This window comes from Aequorivita sp. CIP111184 (genome assembly GCF_900489465.1).
GTDB lineage: Bacteria > Bacteroidota > Bacteroidia > Flavobacteriales > Flavobacteriaceae > Aequorivita.
In genome coordinates this window covers 13,676-28,321 of the sequence record NZ_UEFQ01000029.1, presented here as the reverse complement: position 1 = coordinate 28,321, position 14,646 = coordinate 13,676, and the positions used below count along the sequence as shown (strand labels likewise).

General features: G+C 36.5%; 14 protein-coding genes and 1 other RNA gene. 6 read left to right on the top strand and 9 right to left on the bottom strand.

Translation table 11 applies throughout. The features are described 5' to 3' along the window. On the top strand, positions 1-480 hold the full coding sequence (gene msrB, locus AEQU1_RS14070) for a peptide-methionine (R)-S-oxide reductase MsrB (protein WP_111882223.1): 480 nt from the start codon (positions 1-3) through the stop codon (positions 478-480). Between the two features lie 165 nt (positions 481-645). Then, positions 646-2,022 (top strand): dihydrolipoyl dehydrogenase, encoded by a 1,377-nt coding sequence (gene lpdA / locus AEQU1_RS14065; RefSeq protein ID WP_111882116.1) that lies wholly within the window; start codon positions 646-648, stop codon positions 2,020-2,022. 111 nt (positions 2,023-2,133) lie between these two features. Here the strand turns inward: lpdA and aroQ are convergent, their stop codons facing one another. From aroQ to AEQU1_RS14040, 5 genes are all read right to left on the bottom strand, one after another. Beyond that, positions 2,134-2,550, bottom strand: coding sequence for a type II 3-dehydroquinate dehydratase (gene aroQ, locus AEQU1_RS14060; protein WP_111882115.1), 417 nt, complete (start codon positions 2,548-2,550; stop codon positions 2,134-2,136). 71 nt (positions 2,551-2,621) lie between these two features. Next, positions 2,622-3,191, bottom strand: a complete 570-nt coding sequence (locus AEQU1_RS14055; protein ID WP_111882113.1) for a porin family protein — start codon at positions 3,189-3,191, stop codon at positions 2,622-2,624. Between the two features lie 143 nt (positions 3,192-3,334). Then, positions 3,335-4,003, bottom strand: a complete 669-nt coding sequence (locus tag AEQU1_RS14050) for a porin family protein (RefSeq protein ID WP_111882111.1) — start codon at positions 4,001-4,003, stop codon at positions 3,335-3,337. 251 nt (positions 4,004-4,254) lie between these two features. Continuing rightward, positions 4,255-4,842: a porin family protein gene (locus AEQU1_RS14045; RefSeq protein ID WP_111882110.1), complete on the bottom strand. Its 588-nt coding sequence runs from the start codon at positions 4,840-4,842 to the stop codon at positions 4,255-4,257. A 264-nt stretch (positions 4,843-5,106) separates the two neighbouring features. After that, positions 5,107-5,658, bottom strand: coding sequence for a porin family protein (locus tag AEQU1_RS14040; RefSeq protein ID WP_111882108.1), 552 nt, complete (start codon positions 5,656-5,658; stop codon positions 5,107-5,109). 110 nt (positions 5,659-5,768) lie between these two features. On the opposite strand from AEQU1_RS14040, the gene xerD reads away from it, so the two are divergent. Both xerD and AEQU1_RS14030 read left to right on the top strand, forming a co-directional pair. Beyond that, positions 5,769-6,665 (top strand): site-specific tyrosine recombinase XerD, encoded by an 897-nt coding sequence (gene xerD / locus AEQU1_RS14035; RefSeq protein ID WP_111882106.1) that lies wholly within the window; start codon positions 5,769-5,771, stop codon positions 6,663-6,665. Between the two features lie 256 nt (positions 6,666-6,921). Then, a complete protein-coding gene (locus tag AEQU1_RS14030) occupies positions 6,922-7,869 on the top strand; it encodes an aldo/keto reductase (protein WP_111882105.1) in 948 nt (315 codons plus the stop codon). A 93-nt stretch (positions 7,870-7,962) separates the two neighbouring features. Here the strand turns inward: AEQU1_RS14030 and rny are convergent, their stop codons facing one another. The 4 genes from rny to AEQU1_RS14010 form a co-directional block, all read right to left on the bottom strand. After that, positions 7,963-9,525, bottom strand: coding sequence for a ribonuclease Y (gene rny / locus AEQU1_RS14025; RefSeq protein WP_111882103.1), 1,563 nt, complete (start codon positions 9,523-9,525; stop codon positions 7,963-7,965). Positions 9,526-9,581: 56 nt separating this feature from the next. Continuing rightward, positions 9,582-9,690: non-coding RNA, 6S RNA (ssrS, locus tag AEQU1_RS14020), on the bottom strand. Between the two features lie 54 nt (positions 9,691-9,744). Then, a complete protein-coding gene (locus AEQU1_RS14015) occupies positions 9,745-10,035 on the bottom strand; it encodes a cell division protein ZapA (RefSeq protein ID WP_111882102.1) in 291 nt (96 codons plus the stop codon). A gap of 10 nt (positions 10,036-10,045) precedes the next feature. Then, on the bottom strand, positions 10,046-10,336 hold the full coding sequence (locus tag AEQU1_RS14010; RefSeq protein ID WP_111882100.1) for a hypothetical protein: 291 nt from the start codon (positions 10,334-10,336) through the stop codon (positions 10,046-10,048). 164 nt (positions 10,337-10,500) lie between these two features. On the opposite strand from AEQU1_RS14010, the gene AEQU1_RS14005 reads away from it, so the two are divergent. Both AEQU1_RS14005 and AEQU1_RS14000 read left to right on the top strand, forming a co-directional pair. Then, positions 10,501-12,177 (top strand): M23 family metallopeptidase, encoded by a 1,677-nt coding sequence (locus AEQU1_RS14005; RefSeq protein ID WP_258455304.1) that lies wholly within the window; start codon positions 10,501-10,503, stop codon positions 12,175-12,177. 9 nt (positions 12,178-12,186) lie between these two features. Beyond that, positions 12,187-14,646 carry a carboxypeptidase-like regulatory domain-containing protein gene (locus AEQU1_RS14000; RefSeq protein WP_111882222.1) on the top strand — a complete coding sequence of 820 codons (2,460 nt, stop codon included), beginning with the start codon at positions 12,187-12,189 and terminating at the stop codon, positions 14,644-14,646.

The window sequence follows — 14,646 nt, the reverse complement described above, 5'->3', positions numbered from 1 at the left end:
ATGAAATTTTTAAGTGCATTTATAATTTTAAGTACTCTGCTTTTTAGCTGTAATTCCCCAGCTCAGAAAAAGGATACAAAGCAAGAAGCTTTTAAGGTTACCAAAACTGATGCTGAATGGAAGTCACAACTATCTCCATCAGCATATAATGTGATGCGCCACGAAGGAACAGAGCGTGCTTTTACCAGTGATTTAAATGACAATCACAAAGTGGGAACCTACCTTTGTGCTGGCTGCGGAACTCACGTTTTTGAAAGTAAACACAAATTTGATAGTGGCACAGGTTGGCCAAGCTTTGATAGGGCTATTGAAGGAAATGTAGCTTATTCTACTGACAGAAATCTAGGTTATACCAGAACCGAAGAACACTGCGCTACTTGCGGCGGACATTTGGGTCACGTTTTTAACGATGGCCCAGAAACCACTGGAAAAAGACACTGCATTAATGGAGTTGCATTAAACTTTATTCCGAAAGAATAAATCTGTTTGAAAAATCAAGAATTGAATTAAAGCACCACAGTCCAAAAACAAGATTGGAATTTGGTGCTTTTTTCATTATTTGGAATTTGGGTTTTCTGTTTTGGGATTTTTCCTTTTGAATTTCGTAATTTCGTTACCTTAAAAATTCAGACTTAAACACACAAAATGAGTAAATACGACGTAATAGTATTAGGAAGCGGTCCCGGCGGCTATGTTACTGCCATAAGGGCTTCACAGTTAGGGTTAAAGACCGCCATTATTGAAAAGGAAAGCCTTGGAGGCGTTTGTTTAAACTGGGGATGTATCCCTACAAAAGCACTTTTAAAGAGCGCGCAGGTTTTTGACTATCTTAAACACGCAGACAGTTACGGCCTTATCGTAAAAGATTTTGATAAAGACTTTGGGAAAGTTGTTGAACGTAGTCGCGGCGTTGCCGACGGAATGAGTAAAGGCGTTCAGTTTTTAATGAAGAAAAATAAAATTGACGTTATCAATGGTTTCGGAAAAATTAAACCTGGAAAGAAAATTGACGTTGACGGAAAGGAATATTCCGCAGACCATATAATTATTGCAACGGGAGCACGTTCACGTGAATTGCCAAACCTGATACAGGACGGCAAAAAAGTTATTGGTTACCGCGAAGCAATGACCTTAAAAAAACAACCCAAAAGTATGATTGTAGTGGGCAGTGGCGCCATTGGCGTTGAGTTCGCACACTTCTATAATTCTATGGGAACTGACGTTACAATCGTTGAATTTTTACCCAATCTTGTTCCTTTGGAAGATGAAGACGTTTCAAAACAATTTGAGCGTTCCTTCAAAAAAGCGGGAATAAAAGTGATGACTAATTCTTCTGTAGAAAAATTAGACACTTCAGGAAAACTAGTAAAAGCCACAGTAAAAACTGCTAAAGGCGAAGAAACAATTGAAGCTGAAATTGTACTTTCCGCTGTGGGAATTGCTACAAATATTGAAAACATCGGATTGGAAGATGTGGGTATTGTAACCGACAAAGGAAAAGTGATGGTGAACGATTGGTACCAAACCAATATTCCCGGATATTACGCTATTGGCGATATAACTCCCGGTCCTGCCCTAGCCCACGTTGCTTCAGCTGAAGGAATAACTTGCGTTGAAAAAATTGCAGGACTTCACGTAGAGCCAATCGATTATGGAAACATTCCGGGCTGTACGTATGCTTCGCCAGAAATTGCAAGCGTTGGTATGACTGAAAAGCAAGCCAAGGAGGCTGGTTATGAATTGAAAGTTGGAAAATTCCCTTTCTCTGCCAGCGGAAAAGCAAGTGCTTCTGGTGAAAAGGATGGATTTGTAAAAGTAATTTTCGATGCCAAATATGGCGAATGGCTAGGCTGTCACATGATTGGCGCCGGCGTAACCGATATGATTGCTGAAGCCGTTTTAGGAAGAAAACTTGAAACAACAGGACACGAAGTACTAAAAGCAATTCACCCACACCCAACAATGAGCGAAGCGGTTATGGAAGCCACGGCCGATGCTTATGGAGAAGTAATTCACTTATAATAGTTTAGGCTTTAGGCTTTAGGCTTTAGGCTTTAGGCAAAAATAAAAAAACCGCAATTTTTGCGGTTTTTTTATACTCAATACTCAATACTCAATACTCAATACTCAATACTACTTCAAAAAACTCAGCAAAGCCAATTCGTAACTCTGCAGTCCAAAACCAACAATTACCCCTTTTACATTGGGTGATATATAGCTTTTATGCCTAAAATCTTCTCTTGAAAATGTGTTGGAAATATGTACTTCAACTACAGGCGTGGTTATTGCTTTCACAGCATCTGCAATACCTACAGAAGTATGTGTATATGCAGCGGCATTCAAAATAACCCCATCATATTTGTATCCAACCTCCTGAATTTTATCAATCAGTTCGCCTTCAATGTTGGATTGAAAATAGGAAACTTCTTGGTTTGCATACTTCTTCTGTAATTTTTCAAAAAAATCGTTGAAAGTTTCGTTTCCGTAAATATTGTTCTCCCGCCTGCCAAGTAGGTTTAGGTTTGGACCGTTGATTATTATTATTTTCATTTCGTAAAGATATAAAATAAAAAAAGCAGAAGTTTTATCTTCCGCTTTTCTACAGTATTATAATGTTTCTTTCAATTAAAGAAATAACCAACCGAAAGACTAATTACTGAATTTTTGGCATCGAAACTTTCACCATCAAAATCTTCAAAAACTGAGGTAAGCCCAGTAACATATCGAGCTTGGAAAAATAAATTCATAGGAAGGATATATTGAGCGCCTAAACCAGCTCCTATATCAACAGTTTGAACTCCCTCTGCATCTTCTTTCTCACCATCAAAGTCCACTTTACTGCTTAAGTTAAATCCTACTTGTGGGCCTGCTTGAAGGCTAAATCCTTCCGCTAAAGTGAAATCAACCATAATTGGTAAATTAATATAATTAAGGTTTACTTTTAAATCATCGTCAAGAGAATATCCTTGTAATGAATAAACAATTTCAGGTTGAATGGCGAATAATTCAGAAATACCAATACGTGCTACGGCACCTACATGAAGACCTGTAAGCATATCAACATTGTCAATATCGCTTCCATTTAAGGAAGAAAAGTTTACCCCAGCCTTAGCTCCAAAACGTACATTTTGTGATTGAGCTGCTGTAAAGGATAAAGTTGCTACTGCAACAAAAAGTAATAATTTTTTCATTTATATAAATTTTAGGGTTAAAGGACGCAAATTAACAATAAACCTGTAACCTTTACAATGATAAAATCATATTCCTTTATATAAAAAAAAGACCACCCTCAATCAGGTAGCCTTAATAATATATAGTTTATACAATTCCTAAATTAAAACGAATATCCAGCTGAAATTTGGAATACGTTATTGTGCTGTTTATAAGAATAGTCAAATCCAGGAATTGGATCACCTTCTTCAATTACAGAATAATCAAGATCCTCATTTACTTTCGTAATTCCTTTATTGAATCTCAAACTGAAAAACACACCATTATTTAAACGATAACTTGCGCCAATGCCTATTGCAATATCCAGGGAATTATAAAAATCTTTTACATCATCATCTCCAGATTCATCTCCTCTAAAGCCAGAAACCTCATACTCGTTTTTTGCAGAAATTAAAAACCCAAATTGCGGACCTGCCTCAACACTTAGTCCATTAATAATATAATATTTCGCCATAATGGGAATATTTATATAATCTAATTTCAGTTTTTCTTTACCAATAACTAAACTATCGCCAAAACTATTATCATATTCTGATTTTGCACCTTGTGAGGAATATAAAAGCTCTGGCTGAATGGCAAATTTTTCAGAAATTGGAATTTCAACCAAACCACCTATGTGAAAGCTTGTTCTTCCATCATAATTATCTGTGAAATCGCCACCAACTGAAGAAAAATTAACACCTCCTTTAAATCCAATGCGAAATTCACTTTGAGCATTTGCTGTAGTGAAGGTGAACGCTGCAAAAGTGGCAAAAAGTAATATTTTTTTCATAATAAATTATGTTTAAAGATTGTTGACAATATTGTCATTTCAAAGTCTTAACACCCGCAATAGTTATTAACCAATGTTACAAAAACTTAAGTTAATATTACAGAATACTCCGTCAATATATCAATAAGCTAATTATATTTTGTTTAAATACAAAATATATTAAATGTTCCGCAAATAATTGGGAAAAAACAAGCTCATAAAAAAAGCAGGAACATAGTCCCTGCTTTTAATATTAGTTACATCCATTATTATTAGAAAGAATACCCTGCTGAAACTTGGAAAACATTACTTTGGTTTTTATAACTATAAGTAATTCCACCATCTTCATAATCCTCATTTACATTTAGCAGACCTTTATTATATCTCAGGCTAAAGAAAACACCCATACTTAAACGGTATGAAGCACCAATTCCAAATGCAGCATCAAAGGTTTTAAAGCTATCTTTTATATCATCGCCATCATCATTTTTTGCATTGACCAAAACTCCAAATACAGGACCTGCTTCTGCGCTTAAACCTTCAATAATATAGTACTTTGCCAAAACAGGAACTCTAATATAATCCAAATTAATATTATCATCGCCTAGTCCAAAACTCCAGTCAGAGCCTTCCGAAGAATATAATAATTCAGGTTGAAGCGCAAATTTACCCATTAATGGAATTTCCGCTAAACCCCCAACGTGAAAACTTGTGCGGGAGCCTAAGCTACCAACTCCGTAACTATCTCCTCCTAAAGAGGCAACATTTAAACCAGCTTTCGCTCCAAGGCGAAATTCTTGAGATTGCACAGACGTTAATGCAAATAATGCTACTGCAGTAAATAGTATTAGTTTTTTCATAATAAAAAAGTTTTATGATTAATTTGGTTGACAATATTGTCCCAATAAAAATATTAAAACTTCTAAATTGTAAATATCACTTATGTAACAAAACCTAGATTATATGTAACTATCATCTCGGATTCAACATTTATAAAACGTTATACATTAGAATTTTAGACATTATGCTAGAAAAACAACTTTCAATACAAACTCTAATACATTATTTTAAATAAAAAAAGCCGTCCCAATGGAACGGCTTTTATAATCAATATTGTTTTTTTATTATAGGAAGGAATAACCTAAAGCGATTGAAAATACGCTGTTTTTACCTTCAGAACCCTCTACCTTGGAAACATTTGTTAATCCAAAATTATATCGGGCATCAAGTCTTACGCCAAATGGAAAATCATATCCAGCTCCTACTACACCTGAAACATCGGTTTTTTCTGCTTCTATCTGGTTCTCAATATCACCAAATACCGTTTTTATATTATCGTCCACAATAAAACCAAACTGCGGTCCTGCTTGAATATTCAAGCCTTGAACAAGATAATATTTAAGCACTATGGGTACATTTACATACGTTAAGTCAAATTCTCCGCCATCAAATTCAGCTCCCTGCTGCGAGTAAAGCAAATCTGCTTGAATCCCTACTTTATCAGTAAACTTGATACCACCAAATATACCTGCCTGAAAGCCTGTTTTGTTCGATAGTCCAGATGCGTCAGTAATATTCGAAAAGTTTGCCCCAGCTTTCACACCAAGATCGATCTCCTGCGAAAAAGCGGTTGTTCCTAGAAATAAAGTAATAACTGCTACAATTAATTTTTTCATAATTAGTGATTTTTCTATTTAAAATTAAAACGCAAAGATACCTTTAATGTTATGCTTTAATATATATTTAGTTTTTTGTTAACTATTGTTTTTAGTAGTAATATAGCAGTATGAAGTGGCAACAGAGTTTAAAGGATTATCAAAATTACCTACGTTTGGAACGTGGCCTTTCTGAAAATTCTATTATAAACTATTCTTTAGATGTAAAGAAACTAATGCGGTGGCTGGAAACCAATGAAATGCAGATTTCTCCAATTGAAATTTCTGAAGAGACGTTGCAACAATTCATTTATGAAATTGCTAAAGCAGTGAATCCGCGTTCCCAGAGTCGCCTAATTTCTGGGTTAAAAGGTTTTTTCAATTACCTGATTTTTGAAGATTACAGAAAAACCAACCCCTTGGAACTAATTGAATCCCCAAAATTGGGAAGAAAGCTTCCGGACACTTTAGCTATTGAAGAAATTGACTCCCTTATAAACGCTATAGACTTAGGTTCAAAACAAGGAGAACGAAACCGTGCCATTCTTGAAACTTTATATGGCTGCGGACTCCGTGTTTCAGAACTTACGTATCTAAAGATTTCAGATCTATATTTTGATGAAGGTTTTATAAAGGTAACAGGAAAAGGAGATAAACAACGTTTGGTGCCCATTGGCCCAACCACAGAAAAGTACATTACTATTTATAGGAAGGAAATTCGCGTGCACCAAAAAATTAATGCCACAGCAAAAGACACACTCTTTTTAAACCAACACGGCAGACAATTAACCCGGGCAATGATATTTACTATCGTGAAACGCTTAGCAGAAAAAGCAGGTATTCGCAAAACAATAAGTCCGCACACGTTTCGTCATTCCTTCGCCACCCATCTTCTTGAAAATGGCGCCGATCTACGCGCCATACAACAAATGCTAGGGCACGAAAGTATCACAACTACAGAAATCTATACACACATAGACCGCAAACATCTCACAGAAGTTATAAATCGCTTCCATCCAAGAAAATAATTGATGGGTTCAGAATTCGATTAATTCAACTTTTATATCCTCGGAACGTTGAATACAATATTAAAATTGATCTTTTTTAAGATTTCACTTCGGTTAAAAAAAACCTAAACTTTCCTAAATCCTTCTTGGTAAGTAGACAGTTTTGTAATTTGAAAATAAAAATTTCAAAAACTATGAAATGCCCACTAAAAATTTATAAATCAATAGAAGATGAATATTGGGGCATTCCATCTTCTTTATCAAATATATAATACAGATGAAAACATTAAAATTCAGTAACGGTGATACTATGCACGCCATTGGCCTAGGTACTTGGAAGTCAACCGGCGGCGATGTAAAACAAGCCGTAAAAGACGCCTTGCAAGCAGGATACAGACATATTGACACGGCCGCTGCCTATGGAAATGAAGATGTAATAGGTGAAGCTTTAGCGGAAGTTTTTGCCGAAGGCGAAATATTCCGTGAAGATGTATTTATTACTTCTAAACTGTGGAACGATTCACATGCCGAAGGACAAGTAATTCCAGCGTTAGAAGAATCTTTAAAAAAATTAAAGCTTGATTATTTAGACCTCTATCTTATCCATTGGCCAGTTGCTTTTAGAAATGGTGTGGACTCTCCCAAAAAACCGGAAGATTATCTCACTCCCGAAGAAGCACCCATTATAGAAACTTGGAAACAAATGGAAAAGGCAAAAAATGACGGTCTTACACGTCACATAGGTGTTTCTAATTTCAGCGAAAAGAAATTAAAAGATTTAATTTCAAAAGCGACTATAAAACCTGAAATGAACCAAGTGGAGCTTCACCCACTGCTTCAGCAAGATTCTTTACTCGCTTATTGCAAAAGCGAAAACATCAACGTTACCGCATACTCCCCACTTGGGTCGGGAGATAGATCTGATTCTATGAAAGCTGAAGATGAACCAAATATGATGGACATTGAAACTTTAAAGGAAATTGCCAGAGATCGAAGCGCCATAGTGCCACAAATCTTAATCGCTTGGCATAATCATAGAGGTTGTGCGGCAATTCCAAAATCTACAACCAAAGATCATATTATCGCAAACTTTAAATCGGCAGATGTTTCTTTAACAGACTCTGATATGAAGAAAATAGCCAAACTTGATCGTCATTTTAGATACATTACCGGTAAGTTTTTTGAAGAACCTTCTAAAGGTTATGAAAATATTTATGATGAATAGGTTTTAACTAGCAACATCCAACAGTTAGTTGATAGTAAAATAAAAAGCCGCAACATAATTTGTTGCGGCTTTTGTATAAAATACTTGTTTAAATTATTTAGCTATGTTAACCGCACGTGTTTCACGTATCACGGTAACTTTTACTTGCCCAGGATAGGTCATATCAGTTTGTATTTTTTGAGAGATTTCAAAAGAAAGTTGTGCTGCTTTTTCATCACTCACTTTTTCACTTTCAACCATCACTCTAAGTTCACGTCCGGCCTGAATTGCATAAGCTTTGTTAACCCCTCCAAAACCGAAGGCGATATCTTCTAAATCTTTCAAACGCTGAATGTAAGAATCCAATACTTGACGTCTTGCTCCAGGTCTTGCGCCACTTATAGCATCACAAACTTGAATAATTGGAGAAAGCAAACCAGTCATCTCTATCTCGTCGTGGTGAGCACCAATTGCATTGCACACTTCAGGTTTTTCACCATACTTTTCGGCCCATTGCATTCCTAAAAGTGCGTGAGGCATTTCGGTTTCCATTTCTGGAACCTTTCCAATATCGTGAAGCAATCCGGCGCGTTTTGCTAATTTGGCATTTAAGCCCAATTCAGCTGCCATAACCCCACAAAGTCGTGCGACCTCTCGCGAGTGATGCAATAGATTTTGTCCGTAAGAAGAACGATACTTCATACGGCCCACAGCTTTTATAAGCTCTGGGTGTAGGCCGTGAATTCCTAAATCAATAACCGTACGCTTTCCAACTTCAATAATTTCCTCTTCTATCTGTTTGGTTGTTTTTTGAACCACTTCTTCAATTCGAGCTGGATGGATACGACCATCTGTCACTAATTTGTGAAGTGATAAACGTGCAATTTCCCTTCGTACCGAATCAAAGCAGGAAAGAATAATGGCTTCGGGAGTATCATCAACAATAATTTCAACGCCTGTAGCAGCTTCAATGGCCCGAATGTTTCTACCTTCGCGACCTATTATTCTACCTTTAACATCATCGCTTTCAAGATTGAAGACCGAAACACAGTTTTCTACCGCTTCTTCTGTACCAATACGTTGAATTGTATTTATAATAATTTTTTTAGCTTCTTGCTGGGCAGTCATTTTTGCCTCCTCCATAGAAGTTTGAATAAAGGCCATTGCCTGGGTCTTGGCTTCGTCTTTAAGACTTTCCATCAACTGCCTTTTGGCTTCTTCTGCGGAAAGACTACTTATCACTTCTAATTGTTCTATCTGGCTGCGGTGAAGTTTATCCACATCGTTTTGTTTCTTTTCCAGTATAGAAATCCTTTCGCTATAATCGGTTTGTTTTTCCTCTAATTCTGAATTTAATTTTTTTGATTTCGCCAGCTCGCTTGATACTTGTGATTCTTTATCACGGGTTCTTTTTTCAGCTTCAGTAATCTTTTTATCACGATTCAATATAACTTTTTCGTGCTCTGACTTTAGTTCCAAAAATTTCTCTTTGGCTTGAAGTATTTTATCTTTTTTGAGCGTTTCAGCTTCAGATTTTGCTTCTTTTAATATTGAAGATGCGCTCTTTTTTGCTCTTATTATAAGTTGGGACGCGTTGTTGCGCTCCAGTATTTTTGCAATAAAAAAACTAACCGCAATTCCAACGACTACGCCTATTACAGGTATTATTATTTCCATTTTTTAGTTGAATTATATGTATAAAAAAAGCCTACATCAATATATTTATTTTGAATAAACTCCTTAAAATGAATGTTTAGGGCTAACAAGCTGATCAAGTATCCGCTCAAAGACGGCTCGCTTTTACAACTTCAACTCACCCTTTTTAAAGAATTCGTGTTGAGTTTACCAAAAATGAATATTAATGTAGGCAGTAACCTTATTTAATTTAAAGAACGTTTATGATAATTGCTCCTGCAATAAACGGTCCAAAGCCTTAAGCTTTGCCTCTGTTTCATGCGTATCGCTTGATTTATCAATTTGTTTTTGCTCTACCTGGGCGGCAAACTGGAGGGCACACATGGCCAATACATCCTGTTTGTCACGTACGGCATAACTTTGCTCGAATTTCTTAATCATTTGTTCTATCTTTTTGGTCGCCAACCGCAATCCCTCTTCCTGCGAGGGGTTAATGGTTAAGGGATAAACCCTGTCTGCAATTGATAGCTTTATTTTTAATGATTCGGCCATTGTTATATTTTTATTCGGAAAGTTGGGTAATGCACTGGTCAATTTCCCGAATGAGAGCGTTTATCTTGAGTTTAGTTTCTCGTTTATGCTGGTCGCTGCCAAGCATTGAATTTGCTAACTTTAATGAATTGCACTTTTCGCTCCAAATTTCAATTTCTTTTTGAATTTTTTGCTGGTTCGTTTTTAAAACGGCGACTTCTTCTTCCAATTCCGCATTAGCCTTTTTTAATTTTTCGTGCCTGTTGAGCAGTTTGCTAATCCTATTTTCAAGAGAATCAACTATTTCAGAAAGATTACTCATTAAACTTTATATTCAATACTTCTTTCACAAAGTTAGCATACCATACCTAATAAGCAAATAGTTTTCCATTATTTTTTTAATATTGAATTTTACACACAATAAATTGCCTCTCCCTCCATTTAGTTATAGTGTATTCTTATTTTTGCCCTATGAATAAAATTTTTATGTTGCTCCTTTTTTGGGGAGGTATTGTACAATCACAGACAGATATTCCAACCGATTATTTTTCGAACCCACTAGATATTGATTTAGTGTTGGCGGGTAATTTTGGCGAAATGCGCGCTAATCATTTTCACAGTGGCCTCGATTTAAAAACACAGCAAAAAGAAGGACTTCCTGTATATGCTCCAGCCGATGGTTACGTTAGCCGCATACAAGTACAGCATTATGGTTATGGTAAGGCTCTTTATATTCTTCACCCAAACGGTTACACGACTGTTTATGGACACTTGCGCAGTTATGCCGGCGAAATTGAAAAATATGTAAAAGACACCCAATACAAAAAAGAAACTTTTGAATTGGAACTTTTTCCAGATAAAACACTTTTGCCCGTAAAAAAAGGAGATATAATTGCCTATTCCGGAAATACCGGTGGCAGTGGCGGCCCGCATTTGCATTTTGAAATTCGCGATTCTTCCCAGCGGCCAATGAACCCACTTCTTTTTGGATTAGAAATTCCAGACACAAAAACACCAATAATCAGTGCGTTATTTGCGTATCCTATAAGTGAGGATGCCCAAATAAACCAAAGCCAAAACAGAACAAAATTAAGGCTTACAAAACAAAAAGACGGCAGTTATAAATCCGAAAGTCTTACTGCTTTTGGAAAAATTGGTTTTGGAATCACTACGTATGACCAGCAAAATGGGGCTTCAAATAAAAACGGTTCCTATAAAATAAAGACAACCTATAATGGCACAGAAAAGTTTGAAGTATTATTTAACAAATTCTCCTTCTCCGAAACACGCTATTTAAACCGCTATACAGATTACAACTATTACGAAACCAATAAAAGTATGGTTCAAAAGCTTTTCAGAGAAAAAAATAATCCGTTGAGCATTATTACTAAAGAGGACGAAAATGGGTTTGTCACAGTGGCAGATAGCCTCAATTCAATTTACACTATTGAAGTTGACGATTTTAAAGGAAATAGTATTTTGGTTTCCATCCCCATTGATGGAAAAAACCTTGAAATATTGGATCCAAAAAAAGAAGAAAAGACCGATGACTATATTTATGCAGATCACGCCACTTCCATAACAAAAGGAAAGTTCAGTATATATATTTCTGCAAATAGTTTATATGAAGACACCTATTTAAATATTGAAGCCAAAGGTGACACCCTCAAATTTCATGAAGATGTAATTCCTATCCATACTAATATTTCAATCACTGCAGATATTTCAGCTTATAATGAAGCTGACAAAGACAAACTTTATATTGGGAGATTAAATTATAGAGGCGTGCCCTATTACAACTCCACTACCCGCAATGGCGACAAACTAACTGGTAAAACTAGAACCTTTGGAGATTATACAGTTGCCGCAGACACCACGCCGCCAAAAATAAAATCAGTTAATTTTTCTGAGGGAAAATGGATCAGCAACCAAAATTTTCTAGAAGTAAAAATAACTGATGACCTAAGTGGTATAAGCTCCTATCGCGCAACAATCAACGGAAAATTTATATTGATGGAATATGATTACAAAAAAAACGTTCTAACATATAATTTCAATGATAATGTGAATCTTGAATCTGAAAATAATTTGAAACTTATTGTTATAGATAATGTTGGAAATAGTGCTACATTTGAAACAAAATTTTTCAGAAAACAACCCTAACCCTTGCTTTTGAAAACAATTAAACTACCGCTTGCATTCCTTTTCTTTTTCTTCGCTACCGTTGTATTTGCTCAAAAAGCTACAATACGAGGAGTGATATTGGACGAAAACAACACGCCACTTTCTGGAGTAAACGTGACTTACGATGACATTGGAACAATTTCAGACTTTAACGGATATTATCTACTGGAAATACCTTCCAATCAAGAGGTTATAGTAACCTTTTCACACGTAGGTCATAAGTTTGCAAAACTGCGTTTCAACTTAAGTCCAAACGAGGATTATGAACTAAACCCAGTTTTAAAAATTGATGTTGAGCAAATTCCCGAAGTAGTAATATCTGGTAGGGAAAATAGACGCATTGAGGGCCTAGTTAGTATTCAGCCGGAAGTGATTCGAAAAATGGTGGGTGCAAACGCGGGTGTAGAAAACCTACTGAAATCGCTTCCCGGGGTTAACGGGAATGACGAGTTGAGCACACAGTATGCTGTTCGTGGTGGAAACTATGATGAAAATCTTGTATATGTAAATGAAATTGAAGTATATCGTCCTTTCCTTATTAGAAGTGGACAACAGGAAGGTTTAAGCTTTGTAAATAGTGACCTGACCAGCAATGTTGATTTTTCCGCAGGTGGATTTCAAGCAAAATATGGCGACAAACTTTCTTCCGTTTTGGATATTACCTATCGCCGGCCCGTTGATTTTGGAGCTTCCTTAGATTTAAGTCTTTTAGGCGCAAGCGGTTCTGTGGAAGGTATTTCTAAAAATGGACGCTTTTCTGGAATTGTTGGTCTTCGCTATCGCGACAATAGTCTTTTGGTAAACGCCAAAGAGACCGAAACTAACTACAGACCAAAATTTGCCGATGCGCAAACTTATCTTACTTATAAATTCACAAATAAATTTGAGCTTAGCTTTTTGGGGAATGTTTCAATAAACGAATACAATTATAGACCACTAACCCGTCAAACAAATTTTGGGACTATTACTGATCCAATCGCACTACTCGTATTTTACGAAGGCCGGGAGGAAGACCGATACAACACCTACTTTGGCGCACTAAAATCTACTTGGGTAGTTTCAGACAATTATACCGCAAAATTTATTGCTTCCTTATACCAAACCACAGAACAGGAATATTATGATATTTTAGCCGAATACCGTTTGGGGCAAGTAAACACCAGTATTGGTGACGAAAATTTAGGCGAAGTGGAATTTACCGAAGGCATTGGTGGACAACTTACGCACGCCAGAAATGACTTAGACGCCTTGATTCTGAATTTAGAACACAAAGGAAATTTGAATATTGAAGAAAATAATATTGAGTACGGCATTAAATACACACGCGAAGATATTCGTGATCGTGTGCAGGAGTATGAAGTAATTGACTCGGCAGGATTTTCAATACGCCCTCCTATCTTTTCACCAAACAACCAACCTTACGAACCATATTCTTCTCCCATTGAACCCTATACCAATGTTCGCGCAATTAACGATGCGCAAATAGACCGAATTTCGGGTTACGCACAATGGAGCAGAAAAACAAGTCTTGGCAGTAGTGATTTGTGGCTAAACGCAGGTGTTCGTGCCCATAACTGGACCGTAAGCGGAAAAGATATAACAAGTACAACACAAACTGTTTTCAGCCCAAGAGCACAGGTATCCTTAAAACCAGATTGGGAAATGGATATGCTTTTCCGTCTTTCCGGTGGGGTTTATCACCAACCTCCTTTTTATAGGGAATTACGCGATTCCTCGGGAACAGTTCGTCCGGGTGTAAAAGCGCAGAAATCAATTCACATTGTTTTCGGAAACGACTACAGTTTTAAAATGTGGGACCGTGCGTTTCGACTAAATTCTGAAATATATTACAAGAATTTAACCGATGTAAACCCTTATACTTTAGAAAACGTCCGCATTCGTTACCGCGCCACAAACAATGCTGTTGCCTATGCGTACGGACTTGATTTACGTTTGGCTGGTGAATTTGTTCCAGGCACTGAAAGCTGGTTGAGTTTCGGATATTTAAAGACTGAGGAAAATATTGAAGACCAAGGCTACATCTTTCGCCCAACAGATCAACGTTTGAAGTTTGGAATGCTTTTTCAGGATTATGTGAAAGTTATTCCTTCTCTTAAAATGTACCTAAACCTTACCTACAATACGGGTCTTCCCGGTGGTTCGCCCAGTTATGCAGATCCGTACAAATATCAAGTACGTTTGCCAGATTACAAGCGTGCCGATCTTGGCGTGAGTTATGTAATTGTGGATGACACAAAACTAAGGGAAAGTGGTTGGTTAAAACCGTTTAAGGAACTAACTATTGGCGCAGAGATATTCAATATTTTTGATGTGCAGAACTCTATTACAAATACATTTGTAAGGGACGTTTACACCAAAGTGCAATACTCTATTCCAAACTATTTATCGCCCCGTGTTTTCAACGTGAAAATTACTTCCAGGTTTTAA